24 protein-coding genes are annotated in these 20068 nt (G+C 38.8%); 4 read left to right on the plus strand and 20 right to left on the minus strand.

From position 1 onward, the window contains the following. The first annotated feature begins 11 nt into the window (after positions 1-11). From JG738_RS08490 to JG738_RS08505, 4 genes are read left to right on the plus strand one after another with little or no spacing between them, the layout of a single operon-like run. Positions 12-926 (plus strand): branched-chain amino acid transaminase, encoded by a 915-nt coding sequence (locus tag JG738_RS08490; RefSeq protein WP_201337492.1) that lies wholly within the window; start codon positions 12-14, stop codon positions 924-926. A 9-nt stretch (positions 927-935) separates the two neighbouring features. Next, positions 936-1985 (plus strand): SPFH domain-containing protein, encoded by a 1050-nt coding sequence (locus JG738_RS08495; protein ID WP_201337493.1) that lies wholly within the window; start codon positions 936-938, stop codon positions 1983-1985. Between the two features lie 21 nt (positions 1986-2006). Continuing rightward, the gene (gene hisIE / locus JG738_RS08500) at positions 2007-2678 is read left to right on the plus strand and encodes a bifunctional phosphoribosyl-AMP cyclohydrolase/phosphoribosyl-ATP diphosphatase HisIE (RefSeq protein ID WP_201337494.1); all 672 of its coding nucleotides are present in this window, start codon (positions 2007-2009) and stop codon (positions 2676-2678) included. Beyond that, complete coding sequence (locus JG738_RS08505; protein WP_201337495.1) at positions 2675-3331, plus strand: hypothetical protein; 657 nt, start codon at positions 2675-2677, stop codon at positions 3329-3331. Before hisIE ends, JG738_RS08505 begins: the two co-directional genes overlap by 4 nt. Here the strand turns inward: JG738_RS08505 and JG738_RS08510 are convergent. The 20 genes from JG738_RS08510 to zapB all read right to left on the minus strand — a co-directional run bounded on the left by JG738_RS08510 (position 3328) and on the right by zapB (position 20053). Beyond that, positions 3328-4275 (minus strand): TIGR01212 family radical SAM protein, encoded by a 948-nt coding sequence (locus tag JG738_RS08510; protein ID WP_201337496.1) that lies wholly within the window; start codon positions 4273-4275, stop codon positions 3328-3330. The two genes, JG738_RS08505 and JG738_RS08510, sit on opposite strands and share 4 nt — an antisense overlap. A gap of 8 nt (positions 4276-4283) precedes the next feature. Further along, on the minus strand, positions 4284-5624 hold the full coding sequence (gene purF / locus JG738_RS08515) for an amidophosphoribosyltransferase (protein ID WP_201337497.1): 1341 nt from the start codon (positions 5622-5624) through the stop codon (positions 4284-4286). Between the two features lies 1 nt (position 5625). Next, positions 5626-6390, minus strand: coding sequence for a 4-hydroxy-tetrahydrodipicolinate reductase (gene dapB, locus JG738_RS08520; protein WP_201337498.1), 765 nt, complete (start codon positions 6388-6390; stop codon positions 5626-5628). Then, a complete protein-coding gene (gene trxB / locus JG738_RS08525; RefSeq protein WP_201337499.1) occupies positions 6384-7334 on the minus strand; it encodes a thioredoxin-disulfide reductase in 951 nt (316 codons plus the stop codon). The genes dapB and trxB overlap by 7 nt, the downstream gene beginning before the upstream one ends. 80 nt (positions 7335-7414) lie before the next feature. Continuing rightward, entirely contained in the window at positions 7415-7735 is a 321-nt protein-coding gene (gene trxA, locus JG738_RS08530) for a thioredoxin (protein ID WP_084274645.1), read from the minus strand. A 60-nt stretch (positions 7736-7795) separates the two neighbouring features. Further along, positions 7796-8137 carry a YraN family protein gene (locus tag JG738_RS08535; protein WP_201337500.1) on the minus strand — a complete coding sequence of 114 codons (342 nt, stop codon included), beginning with the start codon at positions 8135-8137 and terminating at the stop codon, positions 7796-7798. Further along, the gene (locus JG738_RS08540) at positions 8137-10179 is read right to left on the minus strand and encodes a molybdopterin oxidoreductase family protein (protein WP_201337501.1); all 2043 of its coding nucleotides are present in this window, start codon (positions 10177-10179) and stop codon (positions 8137-8139) included. Before JG738_RS08540 ends, JG738_RS08535 begins: the two co-directional genes overlap by 1 nt. An 83-nt stretch (positions 10180-10262) precedes the next feature. Beyond that, complete coding sequence (locus JG738_RS08545; RefSeq protein WP_201337502.1) at positions 10263-11525, minus strand: homoserine dehydrogenase; 1263 nt, start codon at positions 11523-11525, stop codon at positions 10263-10265. After that, on the minus strand, positions 11525-12739 hold the full coding sequence (locus JG738_RS08550; RefSeq protein ID WP_201337503.1) for an LL-diaminopimelate aminotransferase: 1215 nt from the start codon (positions 12737-12739) through the stop codon (positions 11525-11527). The genes JG738_RS08545 and JG738_RS08550 overlap by 1 nt, the downstream gene beginning before the upstream one ends. A gap of 2 nt (positions 12740-12741) precedes the next feature. After that, the gene (locus JG738_RS08555) at positions 12742-13548 is read right to left on the minus strand and encodes a hypothetical protein (protein WP_201337504.1); all 807 of its coding nucleotides are present in this window, start codon (positions 13546-13548) and stop codon (positions 12742-12744) included. Continuing rightward, positions 13542-14462, minus strand: a complete 921-nt coding sequence (locus tag JG738_RS08560) for a hypothetical protein (RefSeq protein WP_201337505.1) — start codon at positions 14460-14462, stop codon at positions 13542-13544. The genes JG738_RS08555 and JG738_RS08560 overlap by 7 nt, the downstream gene beginning before the upstream one ends. Next, entirely contained in the window at positions 14455-15138 is a 684-nt protein-coding gene (gene rlmB, locus JG738_RS08565; RefSeq protein WP_201337506.1) for a 23S rRNA (guanosine(2251)-2'-O)-methyltransferase RlmB, read from the minus strand. Before rlmB ends, JG738_RS08560 begins: the two co-directional genes overlap by 8 nt. A gap of 24 nt (positions 15139-15162) precedes the next feature. After that, a complete protein-coding gene (gene rsmI, locus JG738_RS08570; RefSeq protein WP_201337507.1) occupies positions 15163-15978 on the minus strand; it encodes a 16S rRNA (cytidine(1402)-2'-O)-methyltransferase in 816 nt (271 codons plus the stop codon). A gap of 1 nt (position 15979) precedes the next feature. Beyond that, positions 15980-16180 (minus strand): 50S ribosomal protein L31, encoded by a 201-nt coding sequence (gene rpmE, locus JG738_RS08575; protein ID WP_084274654.1) that lies wholly within the window; start codon positions 16178-16180, stop codon positions 15980-15982. Between the two features lie 179 nt (positions 16181-16359). Further along, on the minus strand, positions 16360-18189 hold the full coding sequence (locus tag JG738_RS08580; RefSeq protein WP_201338751.1) for a primosomal protein N': 1830 nt from the start codon (positions 18187-18189) through the stop codon (positions 16360-16362). Then, entirely contained in the window at positions 18189-18617 is a 429-nt protein-coding gene (locus tag JG738_RS10590) for a type II secretion system protein (RefSeq protein ID WP_305080193.1), read from the minus strand. Before JG738_RS10590 ends, JG738_RS08580 begins: the two co-directional genes overlap by 1 nt. 12 nt (positions 18618-18629) lie before the next feature. Next, positions 18630-19064, minus strand: a complete 435-nt coding sequence (locus JG738_RS08590; protein WP_201337508.1) for a type II secretion system protein — start codon at positions 19062-19064, stop codon at positions 18630-18632. A 24-nt stretch (positions 19065-19088) separates the two neighbouring features. Then, positions 19089-19532: a type II secretion system protein gene (locus tag JG738_RS10595; protein ID WP_201337509.1), complete on the minus strand. Its 444-nt coding sequence runs from the start codon at positions 19530-19532 to the stop codon at positions 19089-19091. Positions 19533-19607: 75 nt separating this feature from the next. Continuing rightward, positions 19608-19823 (minus strand): hypothetical protein, encoded by a 216-nt coding sequence (locus tag JG738_RS08600; RefSeq protein ID WP_201337510.1) that lies wholly within the window; start codon positions 19821-19823, stop codon positions 19608-19610. A 2-nt stretch (positions 19824-19825) separates the two neighbouring features. Next, a complete protein-coding gene (gene zapB / locus JG738_RS08605) occupies positions 19826-20053 on the minus strand; it encodes a cell division protein ZapB (protein ID WP_084274660.1) in 228 nt (75 codons plus the stop codon). Positions 20054-20068 lie beyond the last annotated feature (15 nt).

Here is a 20068-nt window from a genome sequence, read left to right on the forward strand (position 1 = left end):
TTTTTGCAAACATGGAAAAAGCGAAATATATATGGATGAATGGAGAGTTTGTTCCTTGGGACGATGCAAAAGTGCATGTCCTAACTCATACACTCCACTACGGTAATGGCGTTTTTGAAGGCACAAGAGCCTATAAAACTGCAAAAGGGCTCGCTATTTTTCGCCTTAGAGATCACACAAAGAGGCTACTTAACTCAGCTAAAATTACAGCAATTAAAGTACCCTATACGCTTGAAGAGCTAGAGAATGCACAAATAGAGCTTCTTCGTCAAAACAGTTTTGATGGCAATGTCTATATTCGCCCTCTCATATATCTTGGTTATGGTGTTATGGGACTCTACCATGTTAACGCACCAGTTGAAGTTGCTATTGCAGCATGGAAATGGGGAGCATATCTTGGCGATGAGGGATTAGAAAAAGGTATTCGCGTCAAAGTAAGCTCTTTTGCAAGAAATAGCGTTAAATCCACTATGGGTAAAGCAAAAGCGGTTGCTAACTACCTTAACTCCCAAATGGCAAAATATGAAGCAATAATAGCAGGATATGAAGAAGCACTCTTACTTGATGAGGAGGGATTTGTTGCTGAAGGTAGTGGTGAATGCCTCTTTATTGTACGTGATGGCGTCCTTATAAGTCCGCCAAATGATAACTCTCTTGAATCGATTACACAAGATACTATCTTAAAAATCGCTCATGAAAAAGGGATTCCAATAGAGCGCAGAAGAGTAACAAGAGATGAAGTCTATATTGCAGATGAAGCATTCTTTACAGGAACAGCTGCAGAGGTTACGCCTATTCGTGAAGTAGATGGGCGTATTATTGGAAGTGGCAGCAGAGGCGAAATGACAAAAGAGCTGCAAACAGCCTATTTTGATATCGTCTATGGACGTAATCCAGCATACGAACATATGCTCACATATATTTAAGGAGGCACTATGCCAGCAGATTTGAATGACTATTTTAAAAACAAGATGAATGATGAGGGGGGCAATAAAACCCCACAATTTTTGAAAGATTTTAGTAAAAAAGCAACTATCTTATATGTTATTTTAGCAATAGCAGTACTTTTCATCATTGCTAAGCCCTATACTATTATCCAATCTGGTGAAGTTGGTATTAAAGTAACAGCAGGAAAATTCGATCCTATTCCATTGGCGCCCGGTATCCACTTTTTCGTACCTGGTATCCAAAAAATTATCAAAGTAGATACAAAGGTACGTATCATTAACTATAAGAGTGAGCGTGATACCTCGTTTGGCAATATAAACGAAGGCATTATCGAAAAACCGGCTATTACTGTTCTTGATGCAAGAGGGCTTCCTGTTAGCATTGATTTGACAGTTCAATACAGACTCAATCCTGCAAATGCTCCACAAACTATTGCTACATGGGGGTTAAGCTGGGAAGAGAAACTCATCAATGCAGTTGTACGCGAAGTTGTACGTAATGTCATAGGTCGTTATAAAGCTGAAGAACTTCCAGTTAAACGAAACGAAATTGCTGCACTCATTGAGCAAGAGATCCGCAAAAAGATCGATAGTTTCAAAAATAAGCCTGTCTTTTTAGAATCAGTGCAGCTCAGAGAAATCAACCTTCCTCCAAAAATCAAGGATCAAATTGAGCGAGTCCAAATCGCCAAACAAGAGGCTGAGCGTATGAAGTATGAAGTAGAAAAAGCAAAACAGGAAGCCGAAAAACGTGCTGCTCAAGCTAGAGGTGAAGCAGAAGCGAAAAAGATTCGCGCGCAAGGTGAAGCAGAGCGTATCATGATTGAAGCAAAAGCAAAAGCACAGGCTAACATCGCTATTGCAAAAAGTGTGACACCTGAGCTTTTGCAACTCAAACAGATTGAAGTACAGGGCAAATTCAACGAAGCTCTTAAAACCAACAAAGATGCAAAGATCTTCTTAACACCTGGTGGTGCTGTACCTAATATCTGGATCGATAGCAAAGACAGACAAAAAGCAACTGCCATAGGGCGCTGAGCCCTCTGGTAAAGGGAGACCATGCAGTTTCAGATAGATTGGCAAAAACATCCCCTCATCCCAGCAATTGTGCAAGATAGTCAAACAGGCGAAGTTTTGATGCTTGCTTACATGAACAAAGAGGCTTTTGAAAAGACAGTTGCAACAGGGTATGCTCACTACTACTCCAGAAGCCGTCAAAAGCTTTGGAAAAAGGGTGAAAGTAGCGGTAATGTACAAAAAGTAGAAGCAATAAGGCTTGATTGTGACAGCGACACACTTCTTTTGCAAGTAGAGCAAACAGGACCAGCATGCCATACTGGGCGCAAAAGCTGCTTTTATAAAGACTTGCAAACAGGTAAGAGTACAAGTGAGCCTCTCCAAAATCCTCAAGAGATGTATGAGGATGTCGTTGATACACTCTACCATGTGATCCAAGAGAAAAAAGAGGCAGATCCTGAAAAATCGTGGACTGCAAAACTTTTTAGCAAGGGAGAAAATAGTATTCTCAAAAAAGTTATAGAAGAGGCAGGGGAATTTTGCTTTGCAGTGAAAGACAAAAATCGTGATGAGATTATTTATGAGTGTGCAGATCTTGTCTATCACGCTCTCGTAGCCCTTGCATATAGCGATATATCTCCAGAACTTGTACGTAAAGAACTCAAAAGACGTTTTGGTATGAGTGGAATAGAAGAAAAAAGGAGTAGAAAATGAAAAAGCTTCTCCTCACCCTCCTTCTTAGTGCTACACTCTTTGCAGGAGAATATATTTTAGCAATCAACTGGTATCCAAGTGTGTGTAAAACGCAAAACTACCGCGCTTGCAAAAAGATGCTACCATTTTGGAAAACTAATTTTACACTCCATGGCCTCTGGCCAAAAGGCAAACACTACTGTAACGTCTCACCACGCAACAAAATTCTCGATAAAAAAGGCTACTGGCAAGAGATTAAAGTTGATATCTCGCCAGTTTTAGCAGAGCTTCTTATAGAGTATATGCCTGGTTATGTATCAGGACTCCATAAGCATGAATGGGTCAAACATGGCAGCTGCTATAGTAAAAAACCAGATATCTATTTTCTTGATGCAATAAGTCTTGTTTCACAACTCAATCAAAGTCCAATAAAACAGTTTTTTTTACAAAATAGAGGTAAGAGAGTAGCTACTTGGAAGATTCGAAAAGAGTTTGACAAAGCATTCTTCAAAGGAGCAGGCAAACGAGTAAAATTTATCTGCAAAAAAGGCTATCTTACCGAAATGCGCATTAATCTCAAAGGTAAAATTACTCCTAAAACTCCCCTTGCTGCACTTCTTGAAAAAGCAAAGAATGCAGCACGAGGTTGCAAAAGAGGAATGATTGCTCGCTAATACTTGAGGCCCTTCTTTATTAAAGCTTGGCGAATCGAACGCAGCTGTGCATTCTTATCAGCGCACCAAGAGGGGCCAAGCAACGAGCTGTCTCCTATACCAGCAGTGACTCGCTGTACAACCATATCTTTTGGCAAAATATCGAAAGCTTTGAGCAAAGTATCGATATAGAGATCCTGGGTAATTGGTGTAAATCTGCCTTTCATATAATCAACCGCTAATGCCGTATTTTTGACAACATAGAGGGGATGGATTTTAATAGAATCTATACCCCACTCCACTGCTTTTTGTACAGTCTGCAGCATCATTTCCTGGTTTTCTCCAGGCAAACCAAAAATTACATGCCCACACACTTTCAAGCCCTTATCTTTAGAGCGTTTTATCCACTCCTCCACACTCTTGCTATCATGCCCTCTATTTATCTTCTCTAAAGTCTCATCAAAGACACTCTGTATTCCATACTCGATCCATATCTCATATGCAGATGAAAGCTTGGCAAGATAATCCAACACCTCTTCACTCACACTGTCACTGCGTGTACCAATGCTGAGCCCAATGCAATCTTCTTGTGATAATGCATGCTCATAAAGCTTTTGCAGAGTGTCTAATGGAGCATAGGTATTGGTAAAAGCTTGAAAATAAGCTAAGAATTTCTCATACCCTTTTTGGCGGTAGTAGCCTGCCGTTGCACTATATTGGAACTCTATCTCTTGGATCTGCTTTTGCAAGAGAGGATTTTCTTTTGTATCGGGATTTAAAAAGAATTTCTTACTTTTTCCAAGATTTGGAGCAAAGGATTCATTTTCACAAAAAGTACATCCCCCCTTGGCAACCCGTCCATCAATATTTGGACAAGTAAACCCAGAAAGTCCTAGGGGGATTTTTTTTACTCTCTTTTTGATACGTTTTTTATAGTATTTTCCAAATGTAATTATCTCTCTCAATCGCTTCCCTACTCTTTTAATGGCACTGGATAATTGCCATCAAAACATGCCATACAGTAGCTTAAATCGTTTCCTACACTGCGAAGTAGCCCATCAATTGAAAGATAGGCTAAAGTATCTGCTCCTATATATTTTCTTGTCTCCTCAACTGAGTAGCGTGAACTTATTAACTCCTCTTTTGTAGGTGTATCGACCCCGTAGTAGCATGGTCCCGTTGTAGGAGGAGCAGAGATACGCATATGCACCTCTTTTGCACCAAAATCTTTTAAAATATTTACTATTTTTTTGCTTGTAGTCCCCCGTACAATGCTATCATCAATAACAACGAGACGCTTGCCTTTTATTACATTTTTTATAGGATTGAGTTTCATTTTGACTTTGAGATCCCGAATAGCTTGGGTAGGCTCGATGAATGTACGTCCTACATAGTGATTACGAATGATTCCAAGCTCAAAAGGGGTACCACTCTCTTCAGAATATCCAATCGCTGATGCTACACCACTATCTGGTACAGGTACAACCATATCAGCTTCTACAGGATACTCTTTTGCAAGCTCTCTTCCCATTGCTTTGCGCAGTTTATACACATTTTTACCAAAAATATTGCTATCTGGTCTAGCAAAGTAGATATACTCAAAAATACATTTATGAGGAGTTGGCTCAAAGACTTGAATGCTTCTTGGCTCTTTGCCCTCTTCAAAAACTACAAGCTCCCCAGGACGTATATCTCTTACATACTCTGCTCCTATGAGATCAAAAGCACACGTCTCACTTGCCACAACCCAACCATCTCCTAACTTTGCCATAGAAAGAGGACGAAAACCGTGAGGATCACGTACAGCAAACATCTTTTTACGGCTCAAAAGTATCAGTGAATATGCCCCTTCAATTTGCTGCAATGCTTCTATAATACGATCATAAAGATGCTCTTTATGACTTCTTGCGATGAGGTGTATGAGATTTTCTGTATCCATAAATGTCTGAAAAATCGCACCCTCTTTGATGAGCTCTCTTCGTACTTGCTTCGCATTTGTGAGGTTACCATTATGCACAACAGCAATCTGCCCCAAGTCATAGCGAGCAAATATCGGTTGGGCATCAAGGACTGAGTCTTCACCAGCAGTTGAGTATCTTGTATGTCCTACAGCACTTGAACCAATGAGTTTTGTGAGTTTTGTCTCATCAAAAACTTGTGTTACAAGCCCTCTACCTTTGGTGATATAGATCTTTTCTCCATCACTACTTGCAATACCAGCAGCTTCTTGTCCTCTGTGCTGGAGAGAAAAGAGACCAAAATAGGCATATTTCGCAGCCTCTGGAACATTAAAGAGCCCTATTACTGAACACATTTTACAACCCTAAACAATCATCTATCGTATAGAGTCCTGGCTCCTGAGAAACCACCCATTTTGCAGCCTTAATTGCACCCTTAGCAAAAGTGTCACGGCTTGTAGCGGTATGGTTAAGCTCCAAATACTCTCCATTATTGTAAAAACCTACTGTATGGCGTCCTACTATATCGCCACCACGCAGAGCAAAAACTCCTATCTCATCTTTTTTACGTTCACCTATATTGCCATCTCTTCCACTTACACGAACTTCATCAAGATCAAGCCCTCTAGCTTTTGCAGCAAATTCAGCTAAAGTTAGCGCAGTACCACTTGGAGCATCTTTTTTATAGCGGTGATGCATCTCTACTATCTCTATATCAAAATCTCTTAGCTTCTCACTTGCAAGAGCTACGAGACGCTTTAGTATTGCTATTCCTAAACTCATATTTGTCGCATAGAGAACTGGAGCTTTTTGTGCAACTTCTCGTAAGAGATTGATCTGATGATCATTAAGACCTGTCGTGCCGCTTACAAGCGGCTTTGGAGTAATAAGAAGTTTTTCCAAAAGTGCCTGCGTACCTTCAGGCAATGTAAAATCGATAATAACGTCACTATTTTGTATCAGCGTATCAATATCATTTGTCACAACTGCGCCAGGTACTTCAATCTCAATACCTTCTATAACATGTACACAGCTCACTTTTGCAACTTCATCATTTTGCAAATTTTTGATAAGTAAGCTTCCTACTCTTCCACTTCCTCCATAAATACCTACATTTAACATGGTCGTAACTCTCCTATATTTTCTATATAGCTAATAGCACTCAAAGCTGCTGTGGCTCCATCACCTGCAGCACAAACCACCTGCTTCGAAGCATCTGCACGTATGTCTCCAGCAGCAAAAAGGCCAGGTATGTCTGTACGCATACGAAGATCTACAATAACTTCACCCCAGTGATTAACACTACACAAGAAGCTACCATCTTCTTGTTTAAGCACATCATTATTTACATTCATTCCGACAAATACAAAGATTCCTGGAACTTTAAGATCTCTCTCTTTGCCCTCTTGCTCTATAATAATCCCTTCCATTCCTCGCTCATCACCATACACTCTTTTGACACTTGCATTAAGAAGAAGTTCAATTTTTGGATTCTTCATCACACGCTCTACTGTTGCAGGCGCAGCACGGAACTTGTCACGTCTATGAATGAGATAGACCTTGCTGACAATATTTGCTAAGTAGAGCGCCTCTTCTAAAGCTGTATCACCGCCTCCAAGTACAGCAACCTCTTTATCTTTATAAAAAAAGCCATCACAGGTAGCGCAGGTGCTCACACCTTTTCCAAAAAACTGATCCTCACCCTCAAAGCCAGCTCTCTTAGGCACACTTCCTGTACACACTATGACAGCTTTTGCTTTTTGCTCACTTCCATCTACAAGTTTAATAGTAAATGTCCCATCACAATTGCGCTCAATTCGCTTGACCTCTTGCATCTGGTGTTGCAATCCAAAACGCATCGCCTGTTTAGGCCAACACTCCATGAGCTCCATTCCTGTTACTACTTCACACACACCAGGATAGTTTTCCACTTCGCTTGATTGAGTAATCTGGCCTCCTGGCAGACCTTTTTCATACATCACGACATCTTTTAAACCGCCTCTTGTTGCATAGAGTCCTGCTGTAAGACCTGCAGGTCCGCCACCGACAATCGCCAAGTCAAGCATTGATTTTCCTTACATTTGAAGAGTTAGGATTGGAGAAGAGCTTCTGCAATCGTAACTCTTTTGGGGCGAATGCCCCAAAATTATCCAAGAAGCGCATCAAGTTTTTGTTTAAAGACATCCTTGCTCGCAGCTCCTACCATTTGATCAACAAGCTCTCCATCTTTGAAAAAGAGAATAGTTGGAATAGAGCGAATACCATACTTAATAGCAATATCTTGCTCTTCATCAGTGTTTACTTTTGCAATCGTTGCTTTTCCTTCATACTCTTCTGCTAATTCATCAACAATTGGTGCAATCATTCTACAAGGCCCACACCAAGGCGCCCAAAAATCTACCATTACAACACCGTTTTTGATAGTTTCATCAAAATTTGATGCATTGAGTTCAACATATTTTCCCATTTCATTCTCCTTTTTTATATTATAACTTTCATCATGGTTTATAATTATACTTACTTTTTCTTAACCCCAAATTGAAATATTTTCTAAATAGGAGATTTTTTCTCCTTTTATTATGATTGCATCCATCTGATACATCCCCTGCCACTTCTTTCGTAAAAGATAGTAATCAATAGTTTTCACAAATTTTGCAATCTTTTGAGGTGTAATAAAATACTCTGCATCATTTTTAGGTGAATATTTCACCTCGATAAAATGTAAAATTTCATCTTTCATAGCGATTATATCAATCTCTCCAAATCGCGAGTGAAAATTGCGCTCTAAAAGAATAAAACCTTGTTCAATCAAATATGCTACTGCTTTTTCTTCCCCCTCTTTGCCCCTTTTGTAGCTTGTAAAACCCATTAAATCACTTTAACTTTTACACTCTTAAAGCGGGCAGTTTTCACAAAGCTATCAGATTCATCACCAAAAAGGTAGTTGATATGGCTCTGCGCATGATGGAAAGTGGTATAGAGCGTTCCTCTCTTTAAAGCTTTAGTAAATTTGATTTTGAGGGGATGGCTACGTCCATACTTGCTCTCAAGCACTACCCTTTCTTTTCCTTCAAAAAACTCTCGATCCTTCTCACTCACTAATAATATATCTTCTCTGTGGCGTTTGGATAATGATTCACACGCTTTTGTCTGTGCAGCATTGTTGTAGTGCGCGATAATACGCCCAGTTGTAAGATAAAAATGGGGATCTCTTTTTTGTAAAAGCTCTTTCATCATACCTCGCAACTCATAAGCTTGGAAGCGAAAATAGCCATAACCATCTTTTGTGCGGAATTTTTCTTTATGTAAAATTGGTGTATCCTCTTCAAAGACTGGCCACTGGAGTCCTCGGAGTCTCTTAGCAGCAAGCTTTTCATAACTTGCCCCACTAAAACGATCTTTAGCCACAACTCTCACCTCGTTCCATATCTCTTCGCTGGAGTTATAAGTAAAATCTCTATCAAAATACTTTGCAATTTGCGTTAATACTTCCCAATCATCAGGGAGATCTGTATCTAAAATAGGCTGTGAGAGATGGAGTCTGCGCTCAGCGTTCACATAGACTCCCGTCTTTTCATAAGCACTTTTTACACCAAAGACTATATGGGCATATTTAACAATTTCATTAGGAAAGATCTCGTTAACAACAAGAAAGTCCAGTTTTTTTAAAGCTCTTTTGATTTTATTTTGATTGGGGTGAATGTGCGCAATATCCTCTCCCATATTAAAAATCGCATGTATCCTCCCCTCTTCAATCCCATCAATAATATCAGGGGTCATCAAACCTTCGATTTGTGGCTTTTTATAATCAGGCAAGTAGTAGGGCAGCATCCCCATATCGCAGGTTCCTTGCACATTATTTTGTCCTCGCAAAGGCATAAGTCCTGCTCCAGTTTTGCCTATATTGCCAGTGAGCATAGCTAAGTGTGTAATTGCTATTACTGCATAACTGCCATCAATATGCTCTGTTACTCCCAACCCCCAAAGAATAAGACTCTTTTTGTGTGCTAAGTCGTAAGCAACTTTTTCTATTTTTTCAGGCAGATCCTCATATCCTCGAATATGTGAAAAAATCTCTCTATCACTATAAGGATCTGTGAATAAAGCTTTTTTATACTCTTCAAATCTTTTACAGCGCTTTTGAATAAACTCTCTATCTTCCCATCCATTTTCAATAATAGTGCGTGCTATCATATTGAGTACCATAAGATTTGTCTCAAAAGGGATAGAGAGATGATTCGTAGCAAAACGGCTCAGCGTAATCTCTCTTACATCCAAAACATGAAGTGACACTCCCTTTTTTATGACATCTATAATGCGATTAGCTACTATTGGATGTGCTTCAGTAGTGTTTGAGCCAATGACAAGGAGATTTTCGGTATGGTAGATATCATCAAAGGGATTTGTTGCTGCTCCCTCTCCAATGGTTGCTCGCATACCCTTGAGGCTTGGAGAGTGGCACACCCTCGCACAGTTATCCACATGGGGAGATCCAATAAGCTCACGCGTAAATTTTTGCAGCAGATATCCACTCTCACAGCTAGTTCTCGCTCCACCAATAGCTGCAAAACTATCTGGAGAGTACTTTTGAATAATATTTTGTAGTTTTTTGGCTGTTATGCGGTAGGCATCAACATAAGAGAGGCGATACCACTCCTCATCAAAAGAAGAGAGCGCTACATTAGTAAAAAGATCTTGATTTTTTGCTACAAAACTCTTTTTAACAAGAGCTCCTCGCAGTCTCTTAGGATGGTAGAGATACTCCCATCCATATTTTCCTTTGATACAGAGTTTTCCTTGACTGACAACTCCCTCTTCTTTTGCAAAAAAACGTTTAATTTTGCCCTCTTCCACTTCAGCTGCAATATCACAGCCTACCCCACAGTATGTACAGACACTCTCGATTACCATCGCCTCTCCACCATATTTTTTACTATATTACACAGTAGGGGGTTAAGGGAAGCTCAAGAGTAAGAGTAAAATAGGCTCTTAAGCTACTCTTCCATCCTTATCATAGCCGGTTCTTGTTTCAAAAACTCTTGCTGTTTGAGATCTTCAAGTGCTTTTTGAATTGCATTTTCAGTAGTTTGGTGTGTTGAGAGAAGTAGATTTGCCAAACCTTCACAAGACGGCTTTTGCAACATAGACTCTATCGAAATTGCATATTCACCAAAAATAGAAGCTATTTTTGCTAAAATTCCAGGTCTATCCTCCACAACAAAGCGAAGATAATATTTTGTCTCTATCGCATCTTTAGCTGCTAATCGCATACCAGATTCAAGTGGGCGCTTGAAACCTAGCATTGGTGAGCATTTACCCCCGCGAACTATATCGATAATATTGGAAATCACTGCACTTGCAGTAGCATCTCCTCCAGCACCGGGACCATAGTACATCGTCTCACCTACCACATCCCCTATGACACTTACACCATTCATCACCCCATCAACTTTTGCAATCATACGATCCTTTGGAACAAGCGTAGGATGGACGCGCAATTCTACCTCATTGCCACGTTTTTTTGCGATTGTAAGTAGCTTAATTGCATAGCCAAACTCTTGCGCAAATTCAAAATCGAGCTTATCTATATTTGTAATTCCTTCAATCAATATATCTTCTGGCTTAGCATCTATTCCATAAGCGATACTTGCTAAAATCAATAGCTTATGAGCTGCATCATACCCTTCAATATCAAATGTAGGATCTGCTTCAGCATAGCCTAGCTCTTGTGCTTCTGCTAATACTTCATCAAATGCGACTCTCTCTTGTGCCATCTTTGTCAAAATATAGTTACATGTTCCATTCATAATACCGCTAATCGCTTCGATATGGTTGGCGCTGAGCCCTTCACGCAAAGCTTTGATAATAGGAATACCGCCTGCAACACTTGCCTCAAACTCAAAAGGGATATCTTGTGCTAACTCTTTGAGGTCATAGCGATGATAGGCTAAAAGTGCTTTGTTTGCAGTAACCACAGCTTTTTTATTTTCCAAGGCACGTCTTACTATTTTATAAGCCTCCTCTACCCCACCCATAAGCTCTACAACTATATCGATTGAAGGATCGTCTGTCACTTCATAGGGATCAGTTGTAAGTGGAATAGTAAGATCTCTTTTTTTAGAGAGATCTCGTACAACCCCTTTGACAACTCTAATCTCTTTACCAGCACGTGCGGTAATAATATCGCGATTTTTTTCTAAAATTTTAACAACACTCGCTCCAACTGTCCCTACTCCAATAATGCCAACTTTTACCATTATATTTCCTTGTAATTGGCTAAAAATTTCTTAATATTTTTGGCTGCCTGACGGATTCTCTTTTCATTCTCTATCAATGCGATGCGCACATACTCTTCGCCACCTTCGCCAAATCCAATCCCGGGACTTACAGCAACTTTTGCTTCGGTAAGAAGCTTTTTAGAAAACTCCAAGCTTCCCATTTGGCGAAACTCCTGTGGGATCCTCGCCCATACAAACATCGTAGCTTTCGGTTTGTTGATATGCCATCCAGCTCTACTAAAAGAGTCAACTAGTACATCTCTTCTTTTTTCATATTTTTTACGAATCTCTTCTACACAATCTTGCGGACCATTGAGAGCCACTGTAGCTGCCACTTGAATGGGAGTAAACATTCCATAATCTATCCAGCTCTTAATCTTTTGTAGTGCACCGATGAGCTTTTTGTTTCCTACAACAAAGCCAACACGCCAGCCAGCCATATTGTAACTTTTCGAGAGTGTAAAGCTCTCTACTGCCACATCTTTTGCACCTTCAACTGTTAAAATAGATGGAGTCTTATACCCATCATAGGTAAGATCTGCATATGCAATATCACTGATGATATAAAATCGCTCTTTTTTTGCAATTTGTACGAGCTCTTCATAAAACTCGGGAGTCACTGTAGCAGTAGAAGGGTTGTGAGGAAAATTGACTACAAGGTATTTTGGCTTTGGAAAGGCTTCGTTGAGAGATTTATGAAGATCTTTGAAAAACCTCTCCTCATCAACTTCAAACTCTTCGTTGTATTGTAACTCCATCTTATGCACACTACCACCAGCGAGTATAAAAGCATAGGAGTGTATCGGATATGTAGGATCAGGAACAATTGCTACATCGCCAGGATTAGTAATAGCCTGCACAAGATGGACATACCCCTCTTTGCTTCCCATTGTGGCCACAGCTTCACTCTCAGGATCTAAAGCCACACCATAGCGTCTCTCATACCAGTTACAAATTGCTAGGCGCAACTTATAAATCCCTTTACTCGCACTATATCCATGATTCTTTGGCTTTTGTGCAGCTTCTATGAGTTTATCGATTATATGTTGTGGTGCGGGACCATCAGGATTTCCCATACTAAAATCAATTATATCTTCACCAGCACGGCGTGCAGCCATTTTAATCTCATTGACTGCTGCAAAAACATATTTTGGTAATCTATCAATTTTATTGAATCTAATCTCATCAAACATTGTTACTTATCCTCTAAAGCATAGATATCGATGCCGTATTTTATATTGTCGATGGTAAATGTATCTGCAATTTTAATATAATAGAAACCTTTTGGCAATTTTAAACGCAACTTTTTGACTCGTTTTGTTTTTTTAATCACATCTACTGGGTTGAGATTGGAATCATAGATATAGATCCTCGGATGCCAGTGGTTTTTTCTATGACTCTTTATCAAAAAAGAAGTGAACCCATTACTCTCAATCCATACTCCTTTGCGGATATTTGGAATATGTAGCTCTTTTTGCAAAGATAAAGCAGCAAATCTTGCTTGAGTAAAATCGATATAGTAGCGCCAACTATTCTCTTCTACCACCACACTGAGTACTTTTGCTCCATAGTGATGCAAGAATTTCGTGATTTTCACCGGATCAGCAATAAAGCTTGAATAAAAAGAGAGACGAGCAAATACTCCATCATCATCTTGCACGATACGATCAATTTGGTAACGAAATACCCCAGCCTCTTCTATAGAGCGCAAAAAAAGTTTATACACTAGGGGATTTGCTGTAAAAGAGTAAAGCTCAATACTCTGTTTTTGTGGTGCTTCTAAACTACTCTTTATAAACCCAAGTTTTTTGAGAGTTTGCAAGATTTTAAGCATATCGACCTGAGAGTCGTGCATAAACCTCTTTTCATTTGCAAAGACTGTATTGATAATAAGAAGGGATTGATTAAATTTTTCAGTTCCTATTATCTCTTTTACCTTCTCCTTTATTGAAGCTGCGAAGAGCAAAAGAGGAAGCAACAAAACAGCAAAGAGCCTTACCAATCTTTGCCCCTGTTATACTGTTTGAAGGTCTTTCTATCGATGCGCTCCAGTTCTCCTGCCCGGTACAAAAAGCGCTGCTTACCTTTTTCGCTAAGATCTTGAATCTCTCCATTGATATCAATTTGCAGCATACCATGTCCTGTTACGATAAGCTGATCTCGTGAGATATTGAGTTCAATTGGGGAAGAGGTGAGATAGTTTTTTCGCTTATAGTTATCAAGATAGATAATTCCTACCCATAATTTTCGCTTAGGAATTATAGTGATGCTTGGTGTGATAGCTAACTCTTCTTGTGTACTGTTTGTTTCAGTAGCTTGAGCTATATTCTCTTCAACAACTTGTACCATATTTTGTGTTCTATTTGCTTCTTGCGTGCCATTTACTTCTTGAGCAACTGCAACCTTAGGCGTCTCTTGGCTTCTCTTTTCTTCCAAAGCCTCTACAGATGCACTACTATTTTGCAAACTACTATTTACACTCGATAGAGAACTTTGGCTAGATAGAGTAGAAGAGAGAGAACTTTTGCTTGGTGCAAAAAATTCTTTTTTTGCTTTATGCTCCTCTTTTGGTGCAAATTTATCAAAATAGAGATAGATCCCAGCAATGAGAATAATAATAAAAAGAAAGATTTTTAAAAACGGATTTGTATGACGTTCTATTCCTTTTTCTTCAATTGCAAAAGCATTTTGATAATCAATTTTGTCTTCATAATACTCCTCTACTTTTTGGCGCAATTCTGTAAGATCGAGCTCCAACTGCTTTTCCAAAATTTTGATAAAACCTAAAGCTTTACTTTTTGAAGAGAGTTTTTTAAAATCCTCTTCAATGAGAGCCCGTATAATCTTTGGAGCAATATATGTTTTTTTAAATATCTCTTCGGGATCCATATTTTTGAGTTTATCAAGATCACTCATCTCTCATCCTATCTATAAAAATTGCTGCTGCAGCTGCTACATTGAGAGAATCAAATTCTCGTTCCATCTTGATTTGTAACCGTTTATCACATTTTTGCAGTACTTTTTTGGGAAGACCCTCCCCTTCACTTCCTAAAAGTATCGCTCTCTTTCCAACAAAGTGTACTTTTCTCACATCTTCGCCTTGCATATCGGCCCCATATATCTTTGTACCACTATCTTGCAGCTCTTTCATAAGATCCAAAAGGTTTGGATAGAGCACTATTGGTAGATCAAGGGCTGCGCCACTGCTTCTACGAATTACTCCTTCCATTTTCAAAGACTTCAATCCACTCACAACCACTCCACCTGCACCCAAAGCGTACGCGCTGCGAACAATTGAACCAATGTTGCCAACATCCGTTACGCCATAGAGCAAAACTAAAAAACTCTCTTCTTTTATACTTTGCAGTGTGGCAAATGAAAAATCGTCAATTTCGAGCAAAACTCCTTGATGATTACCACCACGGCTCAGACTTTGCGCCTTTTTATTGTCTACCCTTACAACTTTTATACCTAGAGTCCGGAGTTTTGCAAAATCTTTTTTATCTAACTCTTTACTCACATAGACATGTTTGATAATATGAGGGTGCTTGTCTACAATATAGGTAAATATCTGCTTGCCATAGACTATCATAAAGAGATTTTATCTTTTTCAAACTTAATTTTCATTAAGATAAGTGTACCACTCTTTAACGCTTTTATCGCTAACTTGCGCTAAGAGTTTGGCAAGATCTTTTTTTGGAAGTGGTAGTTGCAAAATCTCTTCTAATGAAAGAGTAATTGCTTCTCTTTTTTTGGATCCTCTCTCAACTACCACAACCCACTCTCCCTTTACATTCTCTTGAGGTATTTGGCGTGCCAGCTCTTGTGCTTGGCCTTTGAAAAAATTTTGATGCGATTTGGTAAGCTCTTTTGCTAAAAAGAGAACTCTTTGTGGATCGATTGCAGCAATCTCATTAAGAAGTTTCAGGAGTCTGTGGGGAGCTTCATAAATAACAGCGTTGTTTTGGGATGCTAAAACCTCTTGCAAAGCCTTTTTTCTTGCATTTCCTTTGTGAGGTAAAAAGCCAAAAAAGCAAAAACCACCCTCAAATCCACTTGCTGCATAAGCAGTCACTACTGCACTGGCTCCCGGCAATACATCGTATAGCACTCCATGCTCTTGTGCATACTGTACCAAAAGTGCTCCCGGATCACTTATACCTGGCATACCTGCATCACTCACATATACTACATTACGAGTAAAAAAAGAAGGATCAATTTTTGCAAGAAAGCTCTTTTGATTGTGTTCATGGAGAGCTATAAACTCTTTTGCGCCAAAATCTCTTTGATACTTTTGCGAAAGTAGATGAAGAAGTCTTTTTGTTACACGCGTATCTTCACACAGTAAAATATCAGCTTCTTCTAGGGCACGAAGAGCCCTGAAGGTTATATCTTCGAGATTGCCGATAGGAGTAGGAACAAGGGTGAGCAAATTATTTCAAGTTATATTTCTTTTTAAATTTATCTACACGACCTGTTGTATCAACAATTTTTTCACTTCCAGTGAAAAATGGATGGCATTTATTGCAAATATCTATTTTTAACTGTGGTTTATTTGAAAGCACTACAAAATGGTTGCCACACGCACATGTTACTTCGCACTCAACATACTCTGGATGGATACCTTTTTTCATTCTTTAACCTTTTAGAGATTTTTTGGATTTTGGAGCGAAATATTAACGAAAATATATTTTCATTTCAATAAAAAATCTAAATTAATTCACAGCAGAGCAGATGCCCTGCTGCTACATAGGGGGAGGGGAATTAAAATTATATCATAAAAATAAAATAGTAGTAAATTTTCAAGAAAATCCTATGTAAAATTGACAGGATCTATATCCACTTCACACAACTCATTTTTAGAAGCATAAATCGCTTTGAGAAGCTCTGTTGCAAAAGCGCTTTTTAACAGAATATGAAAGCGAAACTTCCCAGCGATTTTCTCAATAGCATTTGGTCCATATCCCACAATCTCTACACTTTTGAAAGCTTGCAAACGCTGCAATACCTCCTCCATCGCCTCTTGTGCTATTTGACGGTTTTTGTGCGAAAACCGCAAAAGCGCTAAGCGCACAAAAGGAGGATAAAATCCTTGGCGCAAGGCTAGCTCTTCTTGTAAAAAGAGCTTAAAATCTAGATACCTTTTGAAAAAATCAACATTTTTTGTCTGTACAATTACTTTCGCATCCTCTCTTCTTCCAGCTCGTCCTGCAATCTGTAGCAAAAGTGCCACAGCCTTTTCTCGTGCTCTATAATCAGCCATAGCAAGCAAAAAATCGAGCCCAAAAATCACACTCAATGTAACATCGGGATAGTCATGTCCTTTGGAGAGCATCTGTGTACCAACGAGAATATCTATCTCTTTATTACTAAAGCGTTGCAAAATCGTTTCAAGTTTTTTTTGTGTTGTTACTACATCTTTATCAAATTTCTCTATCACTGCTTGCGGAAAGAGAGTTTGCAGCTCTTCAACTGCCTCACTAGTTCCCATACGCTTGGTACTTAGCTCCTCACTTCCGCAGTAAGGACACTTTTGGGGGATAAATTCAGTAAAGTTGCAGTAGTGACATCGCAAAGCCCGCTTATCAAAATGTACGCTCATTCCTACATCGCAGTAAGGACACTTTACAGCCTCTCCACACTCTTGGCAGATGAGATATTTAAAATGGGCTCGCGTTGGAATAAAGATAAGAGCCTGTTTTTTTTGGGAAAGTACCTGCTCGAGCTCTTCAATAATTGTAGGAGTAAACCCATTGCCTGTATCAAAAAGAAAATCTTTTTTTGTTTGATAAAACTTTTTTAATTGAAAATGAGGATACTTGTAATAACTTGTCACGCTCGGTGTGGCACTTCCTAAAACCACTGGAATATCTAATTTTTTACCCATATATATAGCTACATCTTTTGCATTGATCCTCGGAACACTTAAAGCCTTGTAGCTATCGTCATGCTCTTCATCTACCACAATGAGTCCCAGATTTTGTAGTGGCAAAAAGAGTGCACTTCTAGGCCCTGCTACAACACGTGCAGTACTATCATAAATTTTTTCAAGATGAAGCTCTCTTTTTTTCTTTGTTAGTTTACTATGCCAAATCACTACCGCATCACCAAAAACAGCTTGCAATCTCTTTTCCATTTGGGGGGTCAAAGAGATTTCTGGCATCAAAAAAATAGCACTCTTTCCCTCACTTAGCTTCTCTTTGATGAGTTCTATATAAATCTCTGTTTTGCCGCTTCCAGTTTCTCCAAAGAGAAGTGATACAGGATGAGACTTAATAAACTCCACAGCCTCTTGCTGCTGGGATGAGAGGGTAATGGTGCTCTTTATTGGAAGGGGAGCATTTTGCTTCTTTTGGTTTTCCTTAAAAGGCACAAAAAGCCCTATAGCCTCACCAAAACTAGAGACATAATATTTTGCTATAAATTGTGCTATCGCTATCTGCTGGGAAGAGTAAAAAAAGGAAGTACTATTTTCAATAGGAAGACATTCGAATGTTGGTTTTGTAATCTCCTGTACAATTACGCCTCTTGTGTGTCTATTGCGGAGGCTAACTTCTACTACTTCCCCAATCTCTCTTTTATCTTTTGAAGAGTATGTTAATTGTAAAGGGGTATTGATAAGAGCTATTTCATAATAATGCATCAAAAATTTTTACACGCTCCTTCAACAGTCGTGGGAGATCCTTCTATACAAGAAAATTTGCCTGTATCCTTATTATAGCTAAAAGCTATTTTCCCTTGATTGGCATGGAATATGTAGTAATTTCCCTCTTTACTCCAACCTCCAGGATTAGTAGAAGGAGTAACTGGATGAGGAAGAACATTGGAAAAGAGCTTAGAGCTGTCGTTTTCCAAAGCACTAGGATAAGGATCTTGTCCAAGGAGTATATGACGATTCTTATAGACTTGTAGGCCAGAACGTATTGCTGTTACAGTCGATTTTGCATTGCTTATCTGCGCCTCATCCATTGCTCCACCTAGTTTTGGCAATGCAATTGTAGCCAATATTCCTAATACAACTATTACAAAAACAAGCTCAATTAATGTAAAGGCCTTTTTTATTCTGCCCATTGTCTCTTTCCTCTAAAAACTATATGTATCTTTAGCTGCAACAACAAACCTTGGTGCATCGGTTTCATTACCATCACGGCAAAAAACGTTATATTTGCCTCCTACATTTGGATTTTTTGCAATAAAAGGATGTGCTACATTTCCAGGAGCAACACATTGACTAAAATTAACACTTGTTTTATCAAAATATTTTGGGATGGAGACATACACTTCCAGACGGCGTCCATAGAAGAGAAAATTATCCCCATCATTATCACTTTTTATACTACCTTTTTTCCCTGCAAAGAGAGACTTTGACCATAAAGAGTGTCCTACAGTTCTAGTGAGCGTAGCAGCAAAAGCTTTGGCAATATTTTTTTGCGCAAGCTCTTCTACAGTAAAATAGCGGGGTAAGGCTACCATAGCCAAAACCCCAAGAACTACTATGACAAAAATAAACTCTATCATACTAAAAGCTAAACGTTGCATGATTTAGTTTGCAGGACCTGCAATTAATATTTCACCTTTTTTTAATTGAAATGCAGGTGCATGAGTTGAATCTCCATCTCTACAATAGATTGCATATCCGCCTGGTACAATATCTTTCTTTACATCTGCAATCTTTTTAAACTTTGTATTATCATCACACTCACTAAACTTGATATTTTCTAACTCTTGAGGAATATCTACATAAAGACTTAACTTTTTATCATCGTCACCTAAATTTTTTATTCTTCCCGTCCCATCTTTTGCAATAGCTTTACTCCAAATAGTTGGTCCCACAGTTCTATTGAGCGTTCCTACAAAAGCTTTCAGTTTCCCTTCTCTTGCTTGCTCACTCACACCTATAAACTTTGGCAATGCAACTGCTGCCAAGATACCTAAGATAACGATCACGAAGATCAACTCAATCATAGTAAAACCACCACGTCTCATGACGACTCCTTTGAAAAAAATTTTTTGCAGGGCTTCCTGCATTTTTCATTATCGGCAGATTTTTTATTTTTTTAGTCAGTTTGGAAATTTTTTTAATAACTCTTGCAATCTCTTTTCTAAAACATAACAATCGTAACACTTTTTCAGATATGCATGGAGAAGATTTTTTATACTATTCGAAGAGTGAGGGGGGAGATCTTTTTGTAGATCCTCAAGGAGACTTTGTGCAAAATCCTCCTTGAGCTGGATATCATACTCTTTTCCTTCTATCTTAATGGTTACTTTTTGCAATGCTAACTCACAAGATTTTCTATCTTTTTGATAATCTCATCAATCTCTAAATTTTTCATTGCCAATTCATCACGCAGCTTTTCAATCTCTTTATCTTTCTCTTCGCTTGCTGCTTTGCATGTGACAAGCTCTGTACGCAATCGTTCATTCTCATCTTTCAATATTGTATATTTATCAAGAAGATCATCAATCTTTTGTGAGAGCTTTTCCATCAAATCGATATGTTCCATCAAGCCTCTTTGTCT

The organism is Nitratiruptor sp. YY08-26 (assembly GCF_016593215.1).
Taxonomy (GTDB): Bacteria; Campylobacterota; Campylobacteria; order Campylobacterales; family Nitratiruptoraceae; genus Nitratiruptor; species Nitratiruptor tergarcus.

Bases quoted from the DNA above. Each gene is read 5' to 3' on its own strand.
- dapB (WP_201337498.1), bottom strand. From the start codon at position 6,390: ATGTTAAATGTAGGTATTTATGGAGGAAGTGGAAGAGTAGGAAGCTTA.
- JG738_RS08535 (WP_201337500.1), bottom strand. From the start codon at position 8,137: ATGGGTTTTACAAGCTACAAAAGGGGCAAAGAGGGGGAAGAAAAAGCA.
- rlmB (WP_201337506.1), bottom strand. From the start codon at position 15,138: ATGATAGTCTATGGCAAGCAGATATTTACCTATATTGTAGACAAGCAC.
- trxB (WP_201337499.1), bottom strand. From the start codon at position 7,334: ATGCTTGACTTGGCGATTGTCGGTGGCGGACCTGCAGGTCTTACAGCA.
- JG738_RS08590 (WP_201337508.1), bottom strand. From the start codon at position 19,064: ATGATAGAGTTTATTTTTGTCATAGTAGTTCTTGGGGTTTTGGCTATG.
- rpmE (WP_084274654.1), bottom strand. From the start codon at position 16,180: ATGAAAAAAGGTATCCATCCAGAGTATGTTGAGTGCGAAGTAACATGT.
- trxA (WP_084274645.1), bottom strand. From the start codon at position 7,735: ATGGGAAAATATGTTGAACTCAATGCATCAAATTTTGATGAAACTATC.
- JG738_RS08490 (WP_201337492.1), top strand. From the start codon at position 12: ATGGAAAAAGCGAAATATATATGGATGAATGGAGAGTTTGTTCCTTGG.
- JG738_RS10590 (WP_305080193.1), bottom strand. From the start codon at position 18,617: ATGGGCAGAATAAAAAAGGCCTTTACATTAATTGAGCTTGTTTTTGTA.
- JG738_RS08540 (WP_201337501.1), bottom strand. From the start codon at position 10,179: ATGGTAATCGAGAGTGTCTGTACATACTGTGGGGTAGGCTGTGATATT.
- JG738_RS08560 (WP_201337505.1), bottom strand. From the start codon at position 14,462: ATGAGTGATCTTGATAAACTCAAAAATATGGATCCCGAAGAGATATTT.
- purF (WP_201337497.1), bottom strand. From the start codon at position 5,624: ATGTGTTCAGTAATAGGGCTCTTTAATGTTCCAGAGGCTGCGAAATAT.
- JG738_RS08505 (WP_201337495.1), top strand. From the start codon at position 2,675: ATGAAAAAGCTTCTCCTCACCCTCCTTCTTAGTGCTACACTCTTTGCA.
- JG738_RS08550 (WP_201337503.1), bottom strand. From the start codon at position 12,739: ATGTTTGATGAGATTAGATTCAATAAAATTGATAGATTACCAAAATAT.
- hisIE (WP_201337494.1), top strand. From the start codon at position 2,007: ATGCAGTTTCAGATAGATTGGCAAAAACATCCCCTCATCCCAGCAATT.
- JG738_RS10595 (WP_201337509.1), bottom strand. From the start codon at position 19,532: ATGAGACGTGGTGGTTTTACTATGATTGAGTTGATCTTCGTGATCGTT.
- JG738_RS08495 (WP_201337493.1), top strand. From the start codon at position 936: ATGCCAGCAGATTTGAATGACTATTTTAAAAACAAGATGAATGATGAG.
- JG738_RS08545 (WP_201337502.1), bottom strand. From the start codon at position 11,525: ATGGTAAAAGTTGGCATTATTGGAGTAGGGACAGTTGGAGCGAGTGTT.
- JG738_RS08580 (WP_201338751.1), bottom strand. From the start codon at position 18,189: ATGCATTATTATGAAATAGCTCTTATCAATACCCCTTTACAATTAACA.
- zapB (WP_084274660.1), bottom strand. From the start codon at position 20,053: ATGGAACATATCGATTTGATGGAAAAGCTCTCACAAAAGATTGATGAT.